General features: G+C 59.3%; 18 protein-coding genes and 1 tRNA gene. 13 read left to right on the top strand and 6 right to left on the bottom strand.

Annotated elements, in window-relative coordinates; all coding sequences use genetic code 11:
- Positions 1–64 precede the first annotated feature (64 nt).
- On the bottom strand, positions 65–1,207 hold the full coding sequence (locus VOY09_RS02700) for an OmpP1/FadL family transporter (RefSeq protein ID WP_322892425.1): 1,143 nt from the start codon (positions 1,205–1,207) through the stop codon (positions 65–67).
- A gap of 161 nt (positions 1,208–1,368) precedes the next feature.
- Positions 1,369–2,235 (bottom strand): DMT family transporter, encoded by an 867-nt coding sequence (locus tag VOY09_RS02695; protein ID WP_322892426.1) that lies wholly within the window; start codon positions 2,233–2,235, stop codon positions 1,369–1,371.
- Positions 2,236–2,418: 183 nt separating this feature from the next.
- Here VOY09_RS02695 and VOY09_RS02690 point away from each other — a divergent pair, with 183 nt between their 5' ends.
- The 3 genes from VOY09_RS02690 (at position 2,419) to VOY09_RS02680 (ending at position 8,387) form a co-directional block, all read left to right on the top strand.
- Positions 2,419–4,785: a methyl-accepting chemotaxis protein gene (locus tag VOY09_RS02690; RefSeq protein WP_322892427.1), complete on the top strand. Its 2,367-nt coding sequence runs from the start codon at positions 2,419–2,421 to the stop codon at positions 4,783–4,785.
- A 245-nt stretch (positions 4,786–5,030) separates the two neighbouring features.
- On the top strand, positions 5,031–6,011 hold the full coding sequence (locus VOY09_RS02685; protein ID WP_322892428.1) for a TAXI family TRAP transporter solute-binding subunit: 981 nt from the start codon (positions 5,031–5,033) through the stop codon (positions 6,009–6,011).
- Positions 6,012–6,122: 111 nt separating this feature from the next.
- Positions 6,123–8,387: a TRAP transporter fused permease subunit gene (locus VOY09_RS02680; protein WP_322892429.1), complete on the top strand. Its 2,265-nt coding sequence runs from the start codon at positions 6,123–6,125 to the stop codon at positions 8,385–8,387.
- Positions 8,388–8,499: 112 nt separating this feature from the next.
- Here the strand turns inward: VOY09_RS02680 and VOY09_RS02675 are convergent.
- Positions 8,500–8,574 (bottom strand) — tRNA-Asn (locus VOY09_RS02675).
- 69 nt (positions 8,575–8,643) lie between these two features.
- Positions 8,644–9,570 (bottom strand): MBL fold metallo-hydrolase, encoded by a 927-nt coding sequence (locus VOY09_RS02670; protein ID WP_322892430.1) that lies wholly within the window; start codon positions 9,568–9,570, stop codon positions 8,644–8,646.
- 41 nt (positions 9,571–9,611) lie between these two features.
- Here VOY09_RS02670 and VOY09_RS02665 point away from each other — a divergent pair, with 41 nt between their 5' ends.
- The 5 genes from VOY09_RS02665 (at position 9,612) to VOY09_RS02645 (ending at position 14,956) form a co-directional block, all read left to right on the top strand.
- Entirely contained in the window at positions 9,612–10,931 is a 1,320-nt protein-coding gene (locus VOY09_RS02665) for an ATP-binding protein (RefSeq protein WP_322892431.1), read from the top strand.
- 96 nt (positions 10,932–11,027) lie between these two features.
- Positions 11,028–12,452: a circularly permuted type 2 ATP-grasp protein gene (locus tag VOY09_RS02660; RefSeq protein ID WP_322892432.1), complete on the top strand. Its 1,425-nt coding sequence runs from the start codon at positions 11,028–11,030 to the stop codon at positions 12,450–12,452.
- Between the two features lies 1 nt (position 12,453).
- Positions 12,454–13,395 carry an alpha-E domain-containing protein gene (locus VOY09_RS02655; RefSeq protein ID WP_322892433.1) on the top strand — a complete coding sequence of 314 codons (942 nt, stop codon included), beginning with the start codon at positions 12,454–12,456 and terminating at the stop codon, positions 13,393–13,395.
- Positions 13,395–14,192 carry a transglutaminase family protein gene (locus VOY09_RS02650; protein ID WP_322892434.1) on the top strand — a complete coding sequence of 266 codons (798 nt, stop codon included), beginning with the start codon at positions 13,395–13,397 and terminating at the stop codon, positions 14,190–14,192. Before VOY09_RS02655 ends, VOY09_RS02650 begins: the two co-directional genes overlap by 1 nt.
- A gap of 32 nt (positions 14,193–14,224) precedes the next feature.
- Positions 14,225–14,956, top strand: a complete 732-nt coding sequence (locus VOY09_RS02645; protein WP_322892435.1) for a peptidase — start codon at positions 14,225–14,227, stop codon at positions 14,954–14,956.
- A gap of 72 nt (positions 14,957–15,028) precedes the next feature.
- Here the strand turns inward: VOY09_RS02645 and VOY09_RS02640 are convergent, their stop codons facing one another.
- Positions 15,029–17,074: an NADH:flavin oxidoreductase gene (locus VOY09_RS02640; RefSeq protein ID WP_322892436.1), complete on the bottom strand. Its 2,046-nt coding sequence runs from the start codon at positions 17,072–17,074 to the stop codon at positions 15,029–15,031.
- Between the two features lie 93 nt (positions 17,075–17,167).
- Entirely contained in the window at positions 17,168–18,082 is a 915-nt protein-coding gene (locus VOY09_RS02635; protein ID WP_322892437.1) for a LysR family transcriptional regulator, read from the bottom strand.
- Between the two features lie 139 nt (positions 18,083–18,221).
- Between VOY09_RS02635 and chvE the strand changes: the two genes are divergently transcribed.
- From chvE to VOY09_RS02610, 5 genes are all read left to right on the top strand, one after another.
- A complete protein-coding gene (gene chvE / locus VOY09_RS02630; protein ID WP_322892438.1) occupies positions 18,222–19,271 on the top strand; it encodes a multiple monosaccharide ABC transporter substrate-binding protein in 1,050 nt (349 codons plus the stop codon).
- Positions 19,272–19,353: 82 nt separating this feature from the next.
- Complete coding sequence (gene mmsA / locus VOY09_RS02625) at positions 19,354–20,892, top strand: multiple monosaccharide ABC transporter ATP-binding protein (RefSeq protein WP_322892439.1); 1,539 nt, start codon at positions 19,354–19,356, stop codon at positions 20,890–20,892.
- Positions 20,889–22,118 (top strand): multiple monosaccharide ABC transporter permease, encoded by a 1,230-nt coding sequence (mmsB, locus tag VOY09_RS02620; RefSeq protein WP_322892440.1) that lies wholly within the window; start codon positions 20,889–20,891, stop codon positions 22,116–22,118. Before mmsA ends, mmsB begins: the two co-directional genes overlap by 4 nt.
- A 21-nt stretch (positions 22,119–22,139) precedes the next feature.
- Positions 22,140–23,882: an L-arabinonate dehydratase gene (araD, locus tag VOY09_RS02615; RefSeq protein WP_322892441.1), complete on the top strand. Its 1,743-nt coding sequence runs from the start codon at positions 22,140–22,142 to the stop codon at positions 23,880–23,882.
- Entirely contained in the window at positions 23,882–24,796 is a 915-nt protein-coding gene (locus VOY09_RS02610) for a Gfo/Idh/MocA family oxidoreductase (RefSeq protein WP_322892442.1), read from the top strand. Before araD ends, VOY09_RS02610 begins: the two co-directional genes overlap by 1 nt.
- The last annotated feature ends 8 nt before the right edge of the window (positions 24,797–24,804 follow it).

The raw sequence follows: 24,804 nt of genomic DNA, 5'->3' as shown, positions 1-24,804 counted from the left end.
GGATGCAACGAAAAAACCCCGCCCAGTAAGGGGCGGGGTTTTCCGGCAGGTTCAGCGCCTCGGATCAGAAGTTGTAGGCAACCCGCAGACCAAGCGCCCAGGCCGAATTGTCATCGAAATTGCCCAAAGTCGTGCCAGCCGGTACGGGTGCCGGTGCCGCGGTTTCTGCATCGCCGATCCAGATATGCCGCACGCCACCTGTGATACGAATGTCACCCATCGTATAGGTCGCCGCGACGCCCAGTGCTGTGTTGCCGTCGGTCGGACCAAGGTTGCCCGAGAAACCGCCATTGCTCGCCTCATAGCCCGCGGTCAGCGCACCCGACCACTGATCGCTGAAACGACGCCCGACGCCAAGATTATAGGTCACGACATCATCGTCGTAATCAACCAGAGTCGGATTGCCGGGACCTTGGCCATAGATTGTGGGAGAGATGTCAAATTCGCTCCATTGCACCCAACGGATCGACCCGAACAGCAATGTGTCGGCGGCGATCCCGGTCTGACCTTCAAGGGTCAGTGATTGCGGAATGGTCGTCGTGAACTCTGTCGGGACCGTCACACCAAGGGCGGGGGCAAATTCATCGGCGCGGAAATCATGGGTCACAGCGCTGTGGTAGGTCAGCGACACACGTGCTGCAATGTCAGGCCGTTCCCAGCCGGCACCGACGACATAGCCAAAGTCGGTCTCGCGCGAGGAATCCATCGTATAGCCGTTGAACAAGGCCACTTCGCCAGCGGTGCGCACAACGCGCGGGCCACCATAGACCGTGACATTGTTCGGCATCTCATAGCTCAGCAATGCCGTGATGCCGGTGCTTTCAATCGTCGCGGTCGATCCCAAAGGTGACAGACCACCGCCAAAGGCGTAATCCGTATCGGCAGCATAATTGACATTCGCGCCATAAGGTTCGTCGATGATCAGCGCGATGGCCATATTGTCGTTGATCTGGTTCTTATAGCTAAAGCCGAACAGGCTGTAATCCTCGGTCACATTGCCAGAGCTTGCGCCCGCGCGCGACCCGGCACCCAGCGTGATCGCCTGCGTCCCGCTTACATTGGGCGTGACATGGCCGAATGACAATTCCAGATAATTTCCATCCTCGAACAACAATGCCATGGACGGCACCGCGCGTTCAATTCCGCCCGCATGCGCCATCGATGTTGTCAGCAGCAGGGCTGCCCCCAGTGTCAGTGTGGTTTTCATACCATTATTCCCCCCATGAATATCACACATTGATATCCAATATGGATAAGGAGGCCGCTGCACCTGCGTCAATTAATGACCCGACGTCAGCATCGCTCTGTGCCGTAGCGTAACTTTATTATGAAACGACCTGATGATGGGTAATTTATGAACCGAACAGTTCAGTTTGCCATCGCCCGCCGGGATTGCCGGATATTGACGTAATTGCCCAGAAAGATCAGCGCAGCACCGACAAAGACCAGCAGTTCCAGCGGTTCGTTATACAGCACCATGCCGACCACAGCGATGGTCGGCAGACGCGCGAAATCCATCGGCATGACTGTGCTGGCCGGGGCGATAGCCAGCGCCTTGGTCAGGCAGAAATGCGCGACCAGACCTGCGATGCTGATGATGACGACCCAAGGCATCAGCGCCAGCGACGGCACGGCGATATCGCCATCATAACCTGCGCAGATCAGGCCAAAGACGGCTTGCGATGTGGTCAGGATGAACAAGATCGAGGTAACGCTTTCGGTCCGGGTCAGCTTGCGGGTGTAGATCGCGCTTAACGCGAAAAATACCGCACAGCCCGCAGCGGCCAGTAGACCGGGGCTCATATTGCTGGGGTCAGGGCGGGCGACGATGAGGATGCCCACAAAACCGATCAGTGCCGCGATCAGCCCGATCCCGGTCAGCCGTTCCTGCAAGATCAATGGCGACAGCAGCAACACCCAGATCGGCGTGGTGAATTCCAGCGCGAAAACCTGCGCCAGCGGGATTGTCATGATCGCGAAGAACCACAGATTCTGCCCGATGAAATGGCAGACATTGCGCACGAAATGCAGCCCCAGCTTTTGCGCGCGGATCTGGTGCAGCGTCCCCGCATAACCCGCGACCGCCAGCACGATGAAAATCCCGATCACGCTGCGATAAAGCATCAGTTCGAACGTATCGAGTTCGGCACTGACACTGCGCCCGCCGATCGCCATCGTGGTAAAAGCCACAATCGCGCCGATCATCCAGAGCGCGGCCTGCACAGTAGTCGTCATCACAAAGTACCTGAATTGGGAAAGCTGCTCTTTTGTGACAGCCCCAGCCGCTTTTGCAAGCTGCGATCTGGCGCGGATTCCGGCCTTGCCGGACAAGGCGAGGGAGCGTTCGGGCGCTTAAACTTATTTTAATTGCTTGATGCGATAACGCTACGAACTTCATCCGGCATCAAGAGGCGTCACATGCGTATGCTATCGTTAAATTCAATCTCACTGTCACGAAAACTGCCTGTCATCATCGCCAGTATCGGGCTTTGTGCCTCGGTCGTGGTGGCGGTGCTTGGCTATGTCGATTTCCGCCATAGTTTCCTGCATCTGATGGAACGCAAGCTGGAGGTGCTGACCGAAGAACGCAGTCAATCCGTCGAACGATGGTATGATCAATTGCAGACCGATCTGCGCAGCCTCAGCAGCTCGCCATCCGTCATCAATGCCACGCGATTGCTGGGGTCGTCCTACACATTGCTTGGGAACCCCGAACAGATCCGCGCCGCATTCATCGACAGCAACCCGCATCCGCAGGGCGAAAAATACCTGCTCGATCAGGCTGTCGCGGAATTTCCCTATAATACGCAGCACGGCCAGTTTCATCCGTTCTTTCGCACGCAGGCACAGATTGACGGGTTTGATGACATCATCCTGATGAATCCGGCGGGCGACGTGATCTATTCCTATGCCAAGAACAAGGATCTGGCGACCAATGTGCAGACCGGCACGTTCCGCGATACCGGGCTCAGCGCGGCCTTTCGTGCCGCGCTCGACGGGACAGCCGATCAGGTTTACGGCGTTGAATACAGCGATTACGCACCCGCGCAGGATGGCGTTGTTGCCTTTCTCGCCGCGCAGGTCGTCAATGATGCTGGCGCGCTGACTGGCGTGGTTGCGGTGCAGGTATCAGCCCATGAAATCGACGATGTGGTCAATAATCCCGTCGGTCTGGGGGAAACCGGGCAGGTCTATGTGATTGGTGCCGATGGCAAGACGCGCAGCCATTCGCGGCTCGAAAATGGCTTTGAGGCCGGGCTGGATATGTCTGACCAGCCGCAGGCACAGGCCGCATTGACCGATAGTTCGGTGTTCCTTGCCAATATCCCCGGTATAGCAGGCACGCCTGCGATGGCCGATGTGGTCGAAATCAATGTCTTTGGGACGCAATGGCGCCTCGTCGGTGAAACAGCTTTGTCAGAGGTGATGGAACCGGTGATCGCCGTGCGCGACAAGATGCTGGTGATCAGCGCTATCGTGATGCTGATCGCTGCCGTGCTTGGCCTGTGGACGGCGCGGTCGGTGCTGCGCCCGCTGGACCGGCTGCGGCAGGGCATGGTGCGGGTTTCTGACCGCGATTATGATTTCGAGGTGGCAGATACCAACCGCAGTGATGAGCTGGGCCAATTGTCGCATGTGCTGGTCGATTTTCGCGACAAGCTGCGCGCCTCTGACGCGGCGGAGGAAGACCGCAAACTGGTGCAGGCCGAACAGGCCCGCGTGGTCGATGAACTCAGCCAGGCGATGGTTGCGCTGGCGGATGGTGACCTGACCGCGACAATCGACACGCCGTTCGATGAAACCTATGAACAGCTGCGTCACAATTATAACCGCACGGTGGCCAATCTGCACGGCACGGTCGGGTCGGTGGTCAACAGCGCCGTGGGCATCCGCGAACGCGCCCATGAGATGAGCAGCGCCTCAGACGATCTGTCGCGCCGCACTGAAAATCAGGCCGCCACGCTGGAACAGACCGCCGCGGCACTGGACGAGCTGACAGCCAGCGTCCGATCCGCCGCCAATGGCGCGCGCGAGGTGGAAAACATCGTCGCCAGCGCCCGCGATGATGCCGATGCCAGCGAACCTGTCGTCCATAAGGCGGTGGCCGCGATGACCGCCATTGAACGCTCCTCGGGTGAAATTTCGCAGATTGTCGGTGTGATTGACGATATTGCCTTCCAGACGAACCTTCTCGCGCTCAATGCCGGGGTCGAGGCGGCCCGGGCGGGCGAGGCCGGGCGCGGCTTTGCCGTCGTCGCGTCAGAGGTGCGAGCGCTGGCGCAACGCTCGTCCGAAGCCGCCAAACAGATCAAGACGCTAATCGCAGGCAGTTCTGATCAGGTCACAACCGGCGTCGGGCTGGTGGGGCAGGCGGGTGATGCCCTGACGAAGATCGCCAAACATATCGGCCATATCTCGGGCCTGGTGTCTGAAATCGCGGCAGGTGCCGAGGAACAATCCACCGGGCTTGCCGAAATCAACATCGGCGTCACGCAATTGGACAAGGTCACCCAGCAAAACGCCGCGATGGTCGAAGAAGCCACCGCCAGCAGCCATGCTTTGAATGCCGAAGCGGGTAATCTGGCCGATCTTGTGGCCCGGTTCCGGCTGGCTGAAGAGGGCCAGCATCTGCAAACGGCCGATAACATCATGCCGTTGCATCCTTTGCAGGGCAAATCGCGCGCTGCGGGGACCAATCCGGCCCGGCCTGCGCCAGCCGCGGCGATGACCGGCACCACCGGGCGGCGCGCTGCGGCCAAGACCGATGGCTGGGAGGATTTCTGAAACGCCCGCATGACGTGTAGGTCCGGGCAGCGGGGCAACCGCAGGCCCGGATGCTGCGACGACAAGGCGCAGGCCGCGGCAGGGATGACCGCGCCACACAGCCCGGATCGCACATGAAATATGGGCCGTCGGCGTTATAACAGTTTGACAAGACAGGTTCCGCCGCTATTTTCGCACGACTAATCGCGCATGCAGACGGGCGTTCCGCAGCTGCATTCAGCGCTCATTCATCTGGGAGGAATTCGATGATTAAATCCATTCTTGGCACATCTGCCATCGCATTGGCTGCGGCACTGCCCGCAGTGGCGCAAGAGGTTGACCGGACCGATTGGCCGACCAGCTTTACCGTGGGGACTGCGTCGCAGGGCGGCACATTCTTTGTCTACGGGTCGGGCTATGCCAACCTGATCGCCGAAGAACTGGGCGTCACCGGCGGCGCCGAAGTCACCGGCGGCCCGATGCAGAACATGGCGCTGGTCCATACCGGCGAAGCAGCCCTTGGCATGACCACAATGGGCCCTGCACAGGTCAGCATCGCAGGCGAAAGCCCGCTGGCACCGGGTCTGGAAATGACCAATGTCTGCGCGCATTTCCCAATGTATGAAACACCGTTCCACGCGGTCGCCCTTGCCAGCTCCGGCATCACATCCTTGAGCGAGATCCCGGCCGGATCGCGCGTTGGTTTCGGCCCATCGGGTGCGACAGCTGACGTGTACTTCCCGGAAATGCTGACCGCTTTGGGGGTCGAATTTGATCGCCGCAACGGCGGCTGGAACGATCTGGGCGGCCAGATGCAGGATGGTCTGATCGACGTGATCGCCTTTGCAGCCGGTGTGCCGATCCCACAGGTGGCCGAACTTGAAGCATCGACTGACGTCAATATCATCCCGTTCACCGACGAAGAACGCACGATGATGACAGAGCTGTTTCCGGTCGCGAATTTCGACGTTCCTGCCGGGACCTACGCCAGCCTGACCGAAGATCTGGCAGCTGTGTCGATGTGGAACTTTGCCATCGTCAATTGTGATCTGCCGGAAAGCTTTGTCTATGAAGCGACCCGCGTGGTCATGGAAGACAATGAGCGGATGATGCAGGTTCATTCCTCGGCTGAGACCACGATCTTTGAAAACTGGGACAAAAACACGGTGATCCCGTGGCACCCTGGTGCCGCGCGCTGGTTCGTTGAAAACGGCGCAGACATTCCAGTGGATATGATCAAGCAATAAGACTAACAGGGCCGGCGCAGACAGCACCGGCCCTTTTCGACCAGACCGGGTGGCCAACATCCGGCAAGTATACCGGGGCGCAACCTCCGGGATTTTCAGGGAACATGCACCATGACACGCGCCGATCTTTCAAACACCACCGCCCTGGATGATGACACCGGGCCCTTGGTCGGCACGGGTGCCGATGAGGAAGTCATTGAATATAACCGCCGCCTTTACGAAGGCCGGACCTATTGGATCGTCGCTGGTGCTTTGGCGATCTATGCGTTTCTTCACATCGCGGCATTGAACGGCCTGTCGATCCGCAACATGACGGGCGGTCTGGTGAATATCCCCTTCCTGCCGCAATTGCCGATGGAATCCTGGACCTACCGGACGCTGCATATCGCCGGGGCGACCTGCCTTGGGTTCCTGATGTTTTCGGGCACATCCTTTGTCGACCGCACAGAAGATGGCCGCGACCGGATGCTGACCTATCTGGCCTATGCGCTGATGGTGCCGGCGGTGTTCTCGCTCGGCGTGTCATTCTGGTTCCAAAGCCTGATCGCCTCGGGCACGGCATGGAACGGGATGGACCCGACCATCCTGTTCAACGAACGCTGGCTTTTCGGCATCCCACTACTGGTGGCGACGTTCGGCGGCATCGTGCTGTCTTGGGTCCATCAGCGACCGCGCGACCGGATCAACCCTGCCGATCTGGTGCTGCTGGTCGCAGGGATCGCGGTGGCAAGCTATCTGATCACCATTTTCAACACACCGATCCGCGCCTCGACCGGCACATCCTTTGCGCCGCTGGGGATTTCGCTGGCGGGCCTCGCGGGCACCGCGCTGATCCTGGAACTGACACGGCGGGTCACCGGGCTGGCACTGCCGATCATCGCTGGGATCTTTCTGGTCTATGTCTGGCTGGGCCATCTGGCGCCCGGTGTCCTGAATTCCCCGCAGATCGCCTTGCAGCGGTTTTTCAGCCAAGTTTACACTGATGTCGGCATTCTGGGCCAGACAACAGCCGTGTCATCGACCTATATCATCCTGTTCATCATCTTTGCGGCTTTCCTGCAGGCCTCTAAAGTGGGTGAATATTTCATTAACTTCGCCTTTGCCCTGACCGGCCGTCAGCGCGGCGGCCCGGCCAAGGTGGCGATCTTTGCATCGGGCCTGATGGGCATGATCAACGGCACCTCGGCGGGCAATGTGGTGGCCACCGGCAGTCTGACGATCCCGCTGATGCATAAGGTCGGCTATGACAAGCGAACATCCGGCGCGATCGAGGCTGCGGCCTCGACCGGGGGCCAGATCATGCCGCCGATCATGGGTGCCGGTGCCTTTATCATGGCCGAGATCACGGGCATTCCTTATCAGGAGATCGCGATTGCGGCGATCATCCCGTCGATCCTTTACTTCGCTTCGGTCTATTTCATGGTGGATCTGTCGGCGGCGCGGCTCGGGATGAAAGGCATGCGGTCCGAGGATCTGCCGAAGGTCAAGGCGATGCTGAAACAGGTCTTCCTGTTCCTGCCGATCATTATCCTGATCGCCGCCTTGTTCATGGGCTATTCGGTGATCCGCGCCGGGACCTATGCGACAGCGGCAGCCGCCGTGGTCAGCTGGCTGACACCTTACCGGATGGGGCTGCGGTCGGTGGCCTATGCCTTCCATCTGGCGGGGACGATGTCGATCCAGATCATCGCGGTCTGTGCCTGTGCCGGTATCATTGTCGGTGTGATTTCCCTGACAGGGGTGGGCGCCAGATTCTCTGCATTGCTGCTGGGGCTGGCCGGGGTCAGTCAATTGCTGGCCTTGTTCTTCGCCATGGTGATCGCGATCCTGTTGGGGATGGGGATGCCAACAACAGCAGCCTATGCGGTGGCCGCATCGGTTGTTGCACCCGGCCTGATCCGGCTCGGAATTGACCCGCTGACGGCGCATTTCTTTGTGTTCTACTTTGCCGTTGTGTCGGCCATCACGCCCCCTGTGGCCTTGGCGAGTTATGCGGCGGCGGGGATTTCCGGCGCAGACCCGATGGCCACATCAGTGGCGTCGTTCAAGATCGGTCTGGCCGCGTTCATCGTGCCGTTCATGTTCTTTTACAACAGCGCGCTGTTGATGGATGCACCTTGGCTTCAGATTGCACAATCGCTGACCACGGCCATGATCGGTGTGTTCCTGCTGGCCTGTTCGATCCAAGGCTGGCTCTGGGGCAAAAGCGCCGGACCGTTGATCAGGGCGGCTTTGCTGGTGGCGGCGCTGTGCATGATTTCGGGTGGGCTTGTCACCGATCTGATCGGATTGGCCATGGCCGTGGCGCTGGTCTTCGTCAACGGCATTATTGCGCCAGGATCAAAGGGCCCCGTGGTGCAGGGACGCGCTGACTAAACAAGACATGAGAGGGTGCGCGAAAGCGCGCCCTTTTCTATTGGGATTACGACAACACAAAAGCCGCCCTGTTGGGCGGCTTTTGTGTAGCTATCTCAATTATAAGAGGAATTGGCTCCGACGGTAGGGATCGAACCTACGACCAATTGATTAACAGTCAACTGCTCTACCGCTGAGCTACGTCGGAACATGGGGTGCGTATAGCAATGTGATTCCGCGCCGTCCAGAGGCTTTTGGCCGGTTTTTCAAATTCCTGTCACATTGGCTGATTGACCCCCGAAATGGCAAAAATGGCCGCTTCACCGATTGCCGGTTTGGCACTGACAAGGCCGCGTTGGGTCAGGTCGATCAGATGCGCCATTACGTTGCGTTCTGCCGCCAGCAGCAGCAACGGGTCGAGAACGCCATAGACCTGTGCTGTGATGTCCCGCGCGGTGACAGGGCCTTGGGCGAGGGCGGCGCGGATCTGCGCCTCGCGTCCCAGCCGGTGATCGATCAGCCATTGCAGGCGCGCTTGCGGATCACTGACCGGCGCGCCATGGCCGGGATAGAATATGGTGGCAGGCAGGCGGGCGAGTTTGCGGCAAGAGGCCATGAAATCGGTCAGATCACCGTCGGGCGGAGACACCAGTGAACTGGCCCAGCCCATAACGTGATCGCCACAAAACAGCGCGTCCTGCCAAGCAAAGCAGAGGTGATTGCCAATATGGCCGGGGTTATGGATCGCGGTGATCCGGCCCCAGTCGCCGTGCAGGTCATCCGCATCTGCCAGCAGCAGGTCAGGGCGAAAGTCATGGTCGATCCCTTCGCCGCCGCCTGTCATGCCTTGTGCGACAAGTTTCGCCATCACGGCACTGCGGCCTGCGGTGCTGTCGCCAAAGGCGCAGACCGGCGCGCCGGTCCGGGCGGAGAGGGCAGGGGCGAGGGCGGAATGGTCCAGATGACTATGGCTGACGCAGATATAATCCACCGCGCGGTCGCCGATCACATGCAGCAAAGCCGCCAGATGCGCCGGTTCAGCCGGGCCGGGGTCGATCACGACGAGCCTGTCGCCGCCCAGAATATAGCTGTTCGTGCCCAGATGGGTCATTGGTGACGGGTTGGGTGCCAGCACCAGCGCCAGATCATCGCGCAGCATCACTGGCAGCCCGGTCCGGGGCGCGAAGGTGGGGGCGGCGTTCATCGGCACTTTTCGCCGGGGGCGATGCAGGCTAGCGTTGCGCCATGAACTGGCGATGGATCAAGAACATGATGCCGCGCGGGATTTATGCGCGGGCGGCGCTGATCCTGGTGTTTCCGGTCGTGTTTTTGCAATTGCTGGTCTCCGTCGTCTTTATTCAGCGCCATTTTGATGGTGTGACGCAGCTGATGACAAGTGCTGTGAATATCGATCTGCAATTCATCATCGACACCGCCAATGATGCCGACAACATCGATAGCGCGCGCCGGGCCATCGCGCCTTTGGGCCGGGCGTTGCAGATCCGGACGCAATTGCCAGCCGACGATGTGCCGGACCGCGATATCAACCCTTTTGCCGATCTGACCGGGGCGACGGTCATGGACACACTGCGCGAGGGGATTGATGCGGTGCAGGTGGTGTCGTTGGCTGATCGCGGGCGCGTCACGCTTTGGGTGCAGACACGGCACGGGCTGCTGGAAATGGATCTGAGCCGCAGGCGGATGTCCGCATCGAACCCGCATCAACTGCTGGTCATCATGATCGTGATGGGCGGGCTGATGACGATCATCGCCTATCAGTTCCTGCGCAATCAATTGCGCCCTATCAAGCGGATGGCGCAGGCGGCAGCAGATTATGGCAAAGGCAGGATCACACCGTTTTCGCCCACCGGCGCGGTCGAGGTGCGCGCGGCTGGCATGGCTTTTCTTGATATGCGCAACCGGCTGGAACGGCAGACGCAGAGCCGCACGATGATGCTGTCGGGTGTCAGCCATGACCTGCGCACGCCGCTGACCCGGCTGCGGCTGGGCTTGTCAATGCTGGATGATGCCGAGGCGGAGGATCTGCTGCGCGATGTCGATGACATGCAAAAGCTGCTGGATACATTTCTGGATTTCGCCCGCAGTGATGCGGCGGATCATCTGGAACGGGTGGTGCCGGGGGATATCGTGCGCGCGGTGTTGCATGATGCGACCCGTATGGGTCAGCCTGTCAGCCTTGCGGCAATTGAGGGGGCGGAGGTGCCCGTCAATCTGCGCCCTCTGGCGATCCGGCGGGCGCTGGACAATCTGCTGGGCAATGCGTTGCGCTATGGCAGCCGGGCAGAGATCGGCGTGCAGGTGACCGAACGCGCAGTGCGCTTTTGGGTTGAAGATGACGGGTCGGGCATTCCGCCGGAGCAATATGACGAGGCGATCAGCCCTTTCGTCCGGCTGGACCCTGCGCGCAATCAGGACAAGGGCAGCGGCGTGGGCCTTGGCCTTGCCATTGTCGCGGATATTGCGCGCAGCCATGGTGGTGTGCTGCGGCTGGGGCAAAGTGCGGCGCTTGGAGGGTTGAAAGCAGAGCTGGTGATCAGCCGCTAGGGTGTTGTGCTTAAAATTTAAGCAAGTGACCGGAACTTAAAATAACGCGCGCGGTTATATCATTGCGCTCTGTGCAGAACCCGGTAGGTTTAAGTTATGAATGATGAAAACACCCATTTCGATGAAATGATCAGCGCCACAGGCGCACGCCCCCCTTATGTGGATTACGATGAATGGTTTGCGTCGCAGGACAATAACCGGCTTGCCAAAAAAGCAGCAGAGGCATCGGCGTTTTTCCGACGCACGGGGATTACCTTTAACGTCTACGGCCAATCCGACGCCGAAGAACGGCTGATCCCGTTCGATCTGGTGCCGCGGATCGTGTCGAGCGGAGAATGGTCCCGCCTGTCACGCGGGATCGAACAACGGGTCCGGGCGATCAACGCCTTTTTACATGATATCTACAACCGGCAGGAGATTTTGAAGGCAGGCATCGTCCCGATTGACCTGATCGCCAAGAATGCCGCCTTTCTGCCGCAGATGATGGATTTCAACCCGCCGGGTGGGGTCTATACCCATATCGTCGGCACCGATATCGTCCGCACCGGTGAAGATGATTTCTATGTGCTGGAAGACAATGCGCGCACGCCGTCCGGTGTCAGCTATATGCTGGAAAACCGCGAGACGATGCTGCAGATGTTCCCGGAATTGTTTAGCAAGATCAAGGTCAAGCCGGTCAGCGATTACCCCAAGAGCCTGCGCCGGTCGCTGGAAGCATCAGCGCCTGCAAGCTGCGAAGGGCGGCCGCGAGTCGCGGTGCTGACCCCTGGCATTCACAATTCCGCCTATTTCGAACATAGCTTTCTGGCCGATCAGATGGGTGTGGAACTGGTCGAAGGCCATGACCTGCGTGTGGTTGATGGCCATATCGCTATGCGGACGACCCGTGGCTACAAGCAGATCGATGTGATCTATCGCCGGGTCGATGATGATTTCCTTGATCCGATGACGTTCAACCCCAATTCCATGCTCGGCGTGCCGGGGATCATGGATGTTTACCGCGCGGGCAATATCACGATTGCCAATGCGCCCGGCACGGGTGTGGCAGATGACAAGGCGATTTATAGCTATATGCCGGATATCGTTGAGTTCTATACTGGCGAACGTGCGATCCTGAAGAATGTTGAAACGCATCGCTGTTCAGAATCTGATGCGCTGAAATATGTGCTGGATAACCTTGCTGATCTTGTTGTGAAAGAAGTGCATGGATCGGGCGGTTACGGCATGCTGGTCGGCCCGGCGGCAAGCAAAAAGGAACTGGCGGCTTTCGCGGCCAAGCTGAAATCAAACCCGAGCAATTATATCGCGCAGCCAACCTTGTCGCTGTCCACTGTGCCGATCTTCACCAAAAAAGGCCTCGCCCCGCGCCACGTGGATCTGCGGCCTTTCGCACTGGTCTCGCCGTCGGGGGTGAATATCACGCCGGGTGGTTTGACCCGCGTCGCGCTGAAAGCCGGATCGCTGGTGGTAAATTCGAGCCAGGGCGGCGGCACAAAAGACACTTGGATATTGGAAGACTGACATGTTGGGAAAAACGGCAGGCGGTCTTTACTGGATGTTCCGGTTCCTTGAGAGGTCCGAGAATACAGCGCGTTTGATCGAGGCAGGGTTCCGCATTGCGCTGACCCGGTCCAATGACGCGGAATCAGAATGGAAATCCGTCATCATCACCTCTGCCGCGCGGCAGGAATTTGAAGAGCGGCATGATAAATACACCAGTGCGAATGTGGTGAATTTCCTGCTGCGCGATGCAAATAACCCGTCATCGGTTTTGTCGGTGACCAAATCCGCGCGCGACAATGCGCGTCTGGTCCGTACCGCTCTGACGACCGAAGTCTGGGCGGCCATCAATGAGACTTGGATGGTGCTGACAGATGTGCTCAAACGGCCGATCCCGGAAACGGAATTGCCTGCCGTATTGGCGACGATCCGACAACAATCGGCGCTGGTGCGTGGCGCTTTGGTAGGGACCATGCTGCGCAATGATATCTTTGATTTCTGCCGTCTTGGCACCTTTATCGAACGGATCGACAGCACAGCGCGGATCATTGACGTGAAATATTACGCGTTGCTGCCTTCGCCCAGCTTTGTCGGCAGCCGGATGGATAACGTCCAGTGGGAAACGATCCTGCGGTCGGTGTCCGCGCATCGGTCGTTCCGCTGGGCGGTCGAGGATGACTTCACAGCCCCCGCGATTGCCGATTTCCTGATCCTTGACGGGCGGATGCCCCGGTCGCTGAGCCATTGCGCGCGGCAATTGGTGGAAAATCTGGATCATCTGGCCAAGGATTACGGCGAGGTGAAACCATCGCATGAGATGGCACGCAAGATGCACGCAAGGTTGAAAGACCGCGACATCGGGTCCATCTTTGACGAAGGGCTGCATGAATTTGTGGGGTCAATTCTGGACGATACTGCGGCGATCGGTATGCAGATCGAGATCGACTACAGGTTTAACAACTGATGCAACTCAATATCACCCATAAGACCAGCTATGCCTATGATATGCCGGTCGATTTCGCGCTGCAAAAGCTGCGGCTGCGCCCGCTGAGCAATGTGATGCAGACTGTCGATGACTGGCAGATCGATATCACCGGCGGCAAGATCGAGGCCAGCTATCAGGACCATTACGGCAATCACACCGATCTGGTCAGCGTGATTCCGGGGACCGAGGCGGTGGATATCACGGCCTCTGGTCAGGTCACTACGCATGACAAGGCGGGCATCCTGGGGCCGGTCTATGGCCGCGCGCCATTGTGGCATTTCAAACAGACCACACCGCTGACAGCGCCGGGGGCAGGGGTGCGCGATCTGGCGCGCGCTTTGGGCAAATTCAAGGACCCGATTGCATCCCTGCATGATCTGTCCAATGCGATCCGTGATGCGCTGCCCTATCAGACCGGCGTGACCAATGCCGATACCACGGCGGAACAGGCGATCAAGATCGGCGCCGGGGTTTGTCAGGATCACGCGCAGATCTTTATTTCCGCCTTGCGCACCAAAGGTGTGCCTGCGCGCTATATCAGCGGCTATCTGATGATCAATGACATCGTCGATCAGGATGCTGCCCATGCTTGGGCGGAGGCGCATATCGACGGATTCGGCTGGGTCGGGTTCGACATCTCGAACGGGGTATCGCCGGATGAGAAATATGTCCGTGTCGCCTCTGGCCGCGATGCCAGCTGTGCCGCGCCTGTCAAAGGTCTGCGGATGGGTCCGTCGAATGAGACATTGATTGTATCTTTGCAGGTTCAGCAGTAGTGATTCTGTATTGAATTGAACTGGGCAAAGCCATGACATATTGTATTGGAATGCAGCTCAACCGTGGGCTTGTGTTCATGTCGGATACCCGCACCAATGCGGGCGTTGACAATTTTTCGACAAGCAAGAAGATGTTCCATTGGCATGTGCCCAATGAGCGGATGATCACGCTGATGACGGCGGGCAATCTTGCCACCACGCAGGCGATGGTCAGCCTGTTGCGCGAACGATCGGTCACGACCGAGGATCGCGATCCCAGCATCCTGCGCGAAAAGACGATGTTTCAGGTGGCCCGCCTTGTCGGGGCCACGCTGAAAGAGGTGATTGCCGATAGTGCCCAAAGCGCGCAGCAATCGGCGGAACAATTTTCTGCCTCTGTCGTGGTGGGTGGCCAGATCAAGGGCGGCTTGCCGACGATTTTCCTGATTTACCCCGAGGGGAATTTCATCGAAATCACCCATGACACGCCGTTTTTCCAGATCGGTGAAACGAAATATGGCAAACCGATCCTTGTGCGCGCCTATGATGCTGACATGAGCTATGAAGACGCGGTGAAATTGCTGCTGGTGTCGTTTGATTCCACGGTGAAATCGAACCTGTCGGTCGGGTTGCCGTTTGATTTGCAGATCTATGAGAAGGACAGTTTTGCCGCTGGCCGGACCATCCGCATTGATGAAGATGACGAGGTTTATCAGGCGATTTCAAACGGTTGGGGCGATGCTTTGAAAGAAGCGTTTCAGCACCTTCCGTCGTATAAGGTGTAGGTAAGGTGGATTGACATCCACCTTACTTGTCCCGATGCGCGCAGCGCGGGGATACTTTTATTCTGAAGATGGTCAGATGTCCTTTACCAGACGAAGTGCATCGTAAATTGCGGCATGGGTATTGCGGGCGCTGACCGCATCTCCGATCCGGAACAATTGGAATGTGCCGGTCGGGTTGGTTTTGATACTTTGCTTCTGGCCTGCGATCAGTGCGTCGTGATCAACCTCGCCCCGATTGGATGACAGCGGCTTGAGGTCGAAATAGAGATCATCCAGCGGCAGGGTCCCGTAATTGACCACGATCTGGTCATAGGTCTTTTCTGATGTGAAACCGCTGTAATCCGTGCCGATTGTCGCCCGCAGCCGGTTGCCGTCGCGCGTGATATCCAACAGGCGGCGGGTGACAGTGAAAGTGACATCCTTGTCCTGCAAGGCGCGTATATAGGGCACAAGGTTCATGCCCATGATATCGGGGGCGAAGGTGCGGTCGGGTGTCATCACCTCGACTGATGCGCCTGCATTCGCCGCCACCTCTGCCGCCATCAGGCCGGGGTGGTCGCCGCTTTCGTCATAGATCAGCACATCCTGTCCCGGTTTCACATCGCCAGAGATGATGTCCCAGGCGCTGACTGCCAGCGTCTGATCCTGTTTTGTTTCGAAGAGTTGCAGATTGGGCAGGCCGCCCGTCGCCACGATGACCACATCAGGGGTCAGGGCGGTGATATCATCCGCCTCGGCCCAGGTGTTGAAATGGAACGTCACGTCGCGCGCGGCGCATTGTGACATCCGCCAGTCGATGATGCCGATCATTTCGCGCCGGCGCGGGTTCTGTGCCGTTAGGCGGATCTGACCGCCGGGGTCGGATTGTGCCTCGAATACGGTCACCTCATGCCCGCGCGCGGCGGCAACGCGTGCGGCCTCCAACCCTGCCGGTCCTGCGCCGATGACCACAACCTTGAGCGCTGCGGGGGCGGGCGGGATATCATGCGGCATCGTCAATTCGCGGCCGGTGGCCGGGTTGTGGATGCACAAAGCCTCGCCCGCCTGATAGATCCGGTCGAGACAATAGGTGGCCCCGACGCAGGGGCGGATGTCATCCTCGCGCCCTGCGATGATTTTCCGCACGACATGCGGGTCGGCCATATGGGCGCGAGTCATGCCGACCATATCCAAGAGACCCGCCTGAATGGCATGCCGCGCTGTCGCCACATCGGGGATGCGGGCGGCGTGGAATGTGGGCAGGCCGGTCGCCTGTTTCACCGCACCGGCGAAATCCAGATGCGGGGCGCTTTTCATCCCCTGCACCGGGATGACATCGGTCATCGCCGGATCAGTATGAATGCGCCCCCGGATCACGTTGAGGAAATCGACCATGCCGGTCGCGGCCAGACGTTTGGAGATCGCGATGCCTTCTTCAGGCGTGATGCCGCCCGCTGCCGCCTCATCCGCCGTGTAGCGCAGGCCGATGATGAAATCATTGCCCACGCGTTTGCGGCAGGCCGCCAGCACGTCCAGCAACAATTGCATCCGGCTGTCGAGGCTTTGCCCGCCGTAAGGCCCGTCCAGATCATTGCTCAGCGGTGACCAGAACTGATCCAGCAGATGACCGTAGACCTGCAATTCGATCCCGTCCATGCCGCCAGCCTGCATCCTTTCGGTCGCATCGGCAAAGTCGCTGATGATGCGCGCGATATCCCAATCCTCTGCCAGTTTCGGGAAGGCGCGATGCGCCGGTTCCCGGTGCCGCGAGGAGGAGACGGAAGGCAGCCAGTCGCCCTTGGCCCAGCCAGTACGCCGGCCCAGATGCGTCAGTTGGATCATCACCGCGCAGCCGTGATCATGGCAGGCATCGGTCAATTGCCTGATCCACGGCACGACCTCATCCTTATAGGCGAGGATGTTGTTAAACACCGGCGGGCTGTCGCGCGACACGGCCGCTGACCCGGCGGTCATCGTCAGCGCGACACCGGCCTTGGCGCGTTCGGCATGATAGGCGGCGTAGCGTTCTTTCGGCATCCCGTCTTCGGGATAGGCAGGTTCATGGCTGGTGGTCATGATCCGGTTGCGCAGGGTCAGATGTTTAAGCTGGTAAGGCTGCAACAAAGGGTCGGTGGACATCGGATTCTCCTGCGCGATTGGGTCCTCTGATCCTGACCGCGCAGGGCCTGATGTCCAGCCCCGGCAGCGACACTGCAGCCGCGATAACCGGCGTCAGAGATGCGCCAGCACATGCTGATAGACCTGTGCGACAGCAGGCGTGGCGGTATGGTGCCGGTGGCGGATGATGAAATAGGGTTCCACCATGATATCAGGGGCCACATCCAAGGTGACCAGCCCCATGCCAAGATGCTCATGTGTCAGAAGATCCACAACTTCCTGCGCTTGCGGGGTGATCGCATCGCCTTGCGACAAGGCGGCCAGCGCGACCAGCAGGGAAGAGCTGTTGATCACCCGTCCCGGCAGGCCAAGACCGGCGCGGGAAAAGGCGTTTTCGACCGCCTGCCGGATCGGCGCACCGCGTTCCTGCATCACCCATTCATGGCCGCGCAGATCGGCCATGCTGCAGCCGGGCTGACCTGCCAGCGGATGGGCCCGGCGCACCAGCAAGGCCACGCGTTCGCTGCGGGCGGGGGTGAGGTCCAGATCAGTCGCGTCATGGCCGATGGGCAGGCGTGCGATGATGAAATCGAAATGCCGTTCTTCCAGCCCGCGCACCAGATCGACGGAAGGGGCGACATGCACGGTCGCCTCGATATCGGGGGCCTCTGCCCAGATCCGGCGCAGGGCGGGCATGACATAGCCGACAGCGGGGCCGGTGACCGCACCGATCCGCACTTTGCCCGCCTGACCGCTGCGCAAGCGGCTGATTTCACCGTCCATATCCTCATATGCGGCGAGAATTCGGGCACAGCGCCGCAGCACAGAGGTGCCCAGATCGGTGGGCAACATGCCACGCGGCAGGCGTTCAAAGATCGGGGCGCCGATTTCGGTTTCGACTTCGGCCAGGATACGTGATGCGGCGGGCTGCGAGATGGCTAACATCTCTGCCGCCAGTTGCAGCTTGCCGGTTTCGGCGACCCGCAACAGCAGACGCAGGGCAGAGGGTTTGAATCGGGCCAAAGACATGAACGTCATACCATTTATGTAATGCTTTTTATCAATCTTATGATTTGATACGCATGTCAATTCTTCTTATCCCTATCGACGCTGCCCCATCTGATATGAGTGTAACCGGGTCGCAGCAGGTCTCTGGGAGGAGCACGACATGACATTGAAATTGATAACCGCCTCCGTGATCGGGGCGGGTCTGGCCACGGGTGCTATGGCCGAAGGTCTGATCGGCATCGCGATGCCAACACAATCATCCGCACGCTGGATCTCGGACGGGCAGGCAATGGTCGCCCAGTTCGAAGAAGCCGGTTACGACACGATCCTGCAATATGCCGAAGATGACATTCCCAACCAGCTGGCCCAGATCGAAAACATGGTGACCAATGGTGTCAACGTGCTGGTCATCGCCGCGATTGACGGCACGACCCTGTCGAACGCGTTGGAAAACGCCCATTTCGCCGGCGTCGAGGTGATCGCCTATGACCGGCTGATCCGCGACAGCCCGTATGTCAGCTATTATGCGACTTTCGATAACTTTCAGGTCGGTGTGCAACAAGCCTCATCGCTGATGGCCGGGCTCGAAGAACGCTTTGGCGAAGGCCCTTACAATGTGGAATTGTTCGGTGGCTCGCCTGACGATAACAATGCCTATTTCTTCTATGATGGCGCGATGTCGATCCTGCAGCCAGCGATTGATGCGGGCGATGTCGTGATCAAATCCGGCCAGATGGGCATGGATACGGTCGGCACATTGCGTTGGGATGGTGCTGTGGCGCAGGCCCGGATGGATAACCTGCTGTCGGCCCATTACACCGAAGATCAGGTGCATGGTGTGCTGTCGCCTTATGATGGTCTGTCGATCGGTATTCTGTCTTCGCTGAAAGGTGTGGGTTACGGGTCCGGCGATCTGCCGATGCCCATCGTTTCCGGTCAGGATGCGGAAGTCCCGTCGATCAAATCCATTCAGGCCGGCGAGCAATATTCGACCGTGTTCAAGGACACCCGCGAGCTGGCCCGCGTGACCGTGGGCATGGTGGATGCGCTGTTGTCCGGGTCGGAACCTGAAATCAACGACACCGAAACCTATGACAATGGTGAACTTGTGGTCCCAAGCTATTTGCTGGAGCCTGTGTCGGTCGATGACTCCAACTGGGAAGAAGTCCTGGTCGGGTCGGGCTATTACACCGCAGAGCAACTGCAGTAATCCCGCACATCACTGACATCTGAAATGGAAGGTCTGCGCGCCTGTCGCGCAGACTGCCCCCCGCTGGCAAAAGGCCAAGAACATGCAGCCCCTGCTTGAAATGCGCGCGATATCAAAGACTTTTCCGGGTGTGAAAGCACTGGATGATGTGTCGATATCGGTCACCGAAGGTGAAATTCACGCCGTTGTCGGCGAAAACGGTGCCGGAAAATCCACCCTGATGAAGGTCCTGTCCGGAGTTTATCCCGCAGGCAGCTATGAGGGTGAAATCCATTATGACGGCGCGCTGGCCGAGTTTAAGTCGATTCAGGACAGCGAAGCGCGCGGGATCATCATCATCCATCAGGAACTGGCTTTGGTGCCGCTTTTGTCCATCGCAGAAAACCTGTTTCTGGGTAATGAGATCGCGGTGAAAGGCTGCATCAACTGGCATGAAACCACAAGCCGCACCCGTGATCTGCTGGCCCGTGTCGGGCTGAGCGATGCGCCCACGGCCCGGGTTGAAAAGCTGGGCGTCGGCAAACAGCAATTGGTCGAAATCGCCAAGGCGCTGGCCAAGGATGTGCGCCTGCTGATCCTTGATGAACCGACCGCCGCCTTGTCGGAATCCGACAGTGCCGCGCTGCTGGACCTGATGCTGGAACTCAAGGCCAGCGGTGTGACACAGATCATCATCAGCCATAAGCTGAACGAAATCCGCAGGGTCGCCGATACGATCACCGTCATCCGCGATGGTGCGACTGTGTCCACGATGCATGCCGACAAAGACGAGATTACCGAAGCCCGCATCGTGCGCGACATGGTGGGCCGCGATATGGCGGCGCGCTATCCTGATCGTCCGCGCCGCGCCGGGCCGATGTTGATGGAGATCGATAACTGGACCGTGCGGCATCCCGATTTCCCCGAACGCTTTGCCATCCGTGATGTATCCTTCAACATCCGCGAAGGCGAGGTAGTCGGCATTGCCGGGCTGATGGGGGCAGGGCGCACGGAACTGGCGATGAGCATTTTCGGCCGCTCCTACGGCCGCGATATTCAGGGCGAGGTCAGGATGCGCGGTGAACCTGTCCGCCTGCGCAATGTCAGCGAAGCGATTGCCGCAGGGCTGGCCTATGTAACCGAAGACCGCAAATCGCTTGGGCTGATCCTTGACGATTCAATTCAGCGCAATATCACGCTGGCCAATCTGAACGCCGTTGCGCGTAATGGCTTGCTGAACGAAGCGCGCGAGACGCAGGTCGCCGAGACCTATCGCAAAAGCATGAATATCCGTGCGCCCAGCGTGTTTCAGAAGGTGATGAACCTGTCAGGCGGCAATCAGCAAAAGGTCGTCCTGTCGAAATGGCTTTTCTCGGGGCCAGAGGTGTTGATCCTCGATGAACCGACCCGCGGTATCGATGTCGGGGCCAAGTTTGAAATCTACGGGCTGATCAATGATCTGTCCGCCCAAGGCAAAGGCGTCGTGATGATTTCATCCGAGATGCCGGAACTTCTGGGCATGTGCGACCGGATTTACGTGATGAACGAAGGACGATTCATGGGCGAACTGACAGCCGCAGAGGCCAGTCAGGAAAGCATCATGTCGATGATCGTCACCCATACAGAAAGAAGCACGGCATGACCGACATAACCGAAACTGCACGCCCCGGCACCGATATGAAAACCTATCTGGTCAATCACCTGCGCGAATATGGCCTGTTGCTGGCGCTGATCGCGGTGATGGTGTTCTTTCAGATCACCACCAACGGCACTTTGCTGCGCCCGGTGAATATCACCAACCTGTTGTTGCAGAACAGCTATATCATCATCATGGCGCTGGGGATGCTGATCGTCATCGTCGCGGGTCATATCGATCTGTCGGTCGGATCGGTCATGGGCTTTGTGGGCGCGCTGGCGGCGGTGCTGATCGTGTCGATGGGCATGCCGCTGTTCCCGGCGGTGGTGATCTGCCTGATCACCGGCGGTGTCATCGGCGCGGTGCAAGGCTATTGGATCGCCTATTGGCAGATTCCATCGTTCATCGTGACCTTGGCGGGTATGCTGGTGTTTCGTGGCCTGTCTTTGTGGCTGCTGCAAGGGCAATCCATCGGCCCGTTCCCGCGCGAATTTCAGGTCATCGCAACGGGCTTTATCGCTGATCCGTTTCCCGAAAGCTGGGGCTTGGGCTTGGCCGCGCTGTTTGGTGCGCGCGCTGTCAACGTGCTGGCGATTGTGGCGGGCATTGTCGCGGCGGGTGCCATCGTGACACTCGGCCTGCGCAAACGTGCGAGCAACCGCCAATATGGAACCGAGGAAGAACCTTTCACCTTCTTTGTCATCCGCAATACGGTCGTCGCGGCCGCGCTGATTTTCATCACCTACAAGCTTGCCAGTTTCCGGGGTCTGCCAAATGTGCTGCTAACCATGGGTGTGCTGACGATCATCTATGCTTTCCTGACCGAAAACACGGTGATTGGGCGGCAGATCTATGCCGTGGGTGGCAATGTGAAGGCGGCACGGTTGTCCGGGATCAAGACCGAACGTCTGACCTTTCTGGCCTTTACCAATATGGGCGTGCTGGCGGCGGCGGCGGGTCTGGTCTTTGCCGCGCGGCTGAATACGGCGACACCCAAGGCGGGTTTCGCGCTGGAACTCGACGTGATCGCAGCGGCCTTTATCGGCGGTGCGTCAATGTCGGGTGGCGTGGGCAAGATCGTCGGCGCCGTGGTCGGGGCCTTCCTGATGGGGGTGCTAAACAATGGCATGTCCCTGATGGGGATCGGTATTGATTACCAGCAGATGATCAAGGGTCTGGTGTTGCTCGCCGCTGTGATCTTCGACGTCTACAACAAAAGCAAACGCGTTTAGCGCATAGGCAGGATCAAAGATATGGCATTTACCCCCGCAATCTGGCCCCGCAAGCTGCGCACACAGGAATGGTTCGGCGGCACCGGCCGCGACCAGATTTACCACCGCGGCTGGATGAAAAATCAGGGCATCCCACATGATATGTTCGATGGCCGCCCGGTGATCGCGATCATGAACACCTGGTCGGAACTCACGCCCTGCAATGCGCATCTGGCCGATCTGGCGCAAAAGGTCCGCGCCGGGATTTACGAGGCCGGTGGCCTGCCGGTAGAAGTGCCCGCATTTTCGGCGTCGGAATCCGGCTTTCGCCCGACGGCGATGATGTTCCGCAATCTGGCCGCGATGGCGATCGAGGAGCAGATGCGCGGTCTGCCGATGGATGGCTGTGTGCTGCTGGCGGGCTGTGACAAGACCACGCCGAGCCTGCTGATGGCGGCCGCTTCGACGGACCTGCCGTCCATCGTGGTCAGCGGCGGGCCGATGCTGAACGGTTATTTCCGGGGTGAACGTGTCGGCTCTGGCACGCATCTGTGGAAGTTTTCCGAGGCGGTCAAAGCCGGCGAGATGACGCCAGAGGCGTTTCTGGAGGCTGAAGCGTCGATGTCCCGCTCGCCCGGGTCCTGCAATACGATGGGCACCGCCAGCACGATGGCCAGCATGGCCGAGGCGCTTGGCATGGCTTTGTCCGGCAATGCTGCAATCCCTGCCGTGGACAGTCGCCGCCGGGTGATGGCGCAATTGTCGGGCCGCCGGATTGTGCAGATGGTCAAGGATGATCTGAAACCATCCGATGTGATGACCAAAGACGCCTTTGAAAACGCGATCCGCACCAATGCCGCCATCGGTGGCTCTACCAATGCGGTGATCCATCTGCTGGCCATCGCGGGCCGCGTCGGTATCGATCTGACGCTGGATGACTGGGATCGTTGCGGGCGCGATGTGCCCACAATCGTCAATCTGATGCCATCGGGCAAATATCTGATGGAGGAGTTTTTCTACGCCGGTGGTCTGCCCGTCGTCATGCGCCGCCTGATGGAGGCGGGGATGCTGCATGAAAATGCGCTGACAGTGTCCGGCGGGCCGGTGGCGGATGAACTGCGCCATGTCGAAAACCATAATGAGGACGTGATCCTGCCGGTGGAAAAGGCACTGACCGCCCAAGGCGGGATCGTCGTTCTGCGCGGCAATCTGGCCCCAGCGGGAGCGGTGCTGAAACCATCAGCCGCCTCGCCGCATCTGTTGCAACACAAGGGCCGCGCTGTCGTGTTCGAGGATATCGATGATTACAAAGCCCGGATCAATGATCCCGATCTGGATGTCGACGAAACCTGCGTGCTGGTGCTGAAAAACTGCGGGCCAAAGGGTTATCCCGGTATGGCCGAGGTCGGCAATATGGGTCTGCCGCCGAAGATCCTCAAGAAAGGCATCACCGATATGGTCCGGATTTCGGATGCGCGGATGTCGGGCACTGCCTATGGCACCGTGGTGCTGCATACCGCGCCAGAGGCGGCGGCCGGTGGTCCGCTGGCGGTGGTGCAAAACGGCGATATGATCACGCTGGATGTTGCCGAACGCCGGTTGCATCTGGATGTGTCAGAGGCCGAACTGGCGGCGCGTCTGGCAAAATGGCAACCACCGGCGGGGCAGGAAAATACAGGATATGCCTGGCTGCACCGCCAGCATGTGGAAGGCGCTGATACCGGCGCTGATCTGGGGTTCCTCAAAGGCTGCCGTGGCGCGCCGGTTGGCCGGGATTCGCATTGATGAAAATTGCATTGGTCGGAATAGGAAAGATCGCGCTGGACCAGCATGTGCCTGCTTTGCAGGCCTCGCCCGATTGGGATCTGGTCGCCACGGTTTCGCGCAACGGCAGTGTGGACGGCGTCGAAGCCTTCGCCGATCTGGCAGAAATGTTGGACGCACGCAGCGATATCCGCGTGGTATCGCTCTGCCTGCCGCCGGTGGCGCGGACGGATTATGCGCTGACGGCACTGCGCGCAGGCCGCTATGTCATGCTGGAAAAACCGCCCGCTGCAACGCTGTCAGCCTGCGAGGTGCTGGCCGAAACCGCGCGGCGCGCCCGCGTTGGTATCTTCGCCACATGGCACAGCCGCGAGGCGCGAATGGTGGAGCCTGCCAAAGCCTGGCTCGCTGGAAAAAAGGTGCTCTCAGGCCAGATTACCTGGCGTGAGGATGTCCGCAAATGGCACCCCGGCCAGGATTGGGTGTTCGAGACCGGCGGCATGGGCGTCTTTGACCCCGGCATCAACGCCCTGTCGATCCTGACCGAGATTTTGCCTGATCCGGTGCATCTGTTGCAGGCGCGGCTAGAAATCCCGGCCAACCGGGACACGCCGATTGCCGCCCAGCTGGCATTTTCCGACAATATCAGCGCTGATTTCGACTGGCGTCAGGAAGGCCCGCAAACATGGACGATCGAGATTGTGACCGATGCCGGCACGCTGGCCTTGCACAATGGCGGTGCTGATATGACGATTGACGGCGCCGCACAGGCCGCCCCCGAGGCCGCGTTGAGCGGGGAATATCCCCGGCTTTATGCCCGCATGGCGGAGCTTGTTCGCGCAGGCCAGTCGGAACTCGATACCCGCCCGATGGACCTTGTCACCGATTGTTTCGTGATCGGTGACCGCGTTCTTGTTGACCCTTTTGAATTCTGAGGATTTGT

Origin of the sequence: Yoonia sp. 67-2 (assembly GCF_035117555.1) — a bacterium.
GTDB lineage: Bacteria > Pseudomonadota > Alphaproteobacteria > Rhodobacterales > Rhodobacteraceae > Yoonia.
The sequence above is the reverse complement of the archived record's forward strand: the minus strand, read 5'-3'. Positions and strand labels throughout refer to the sequence as shown.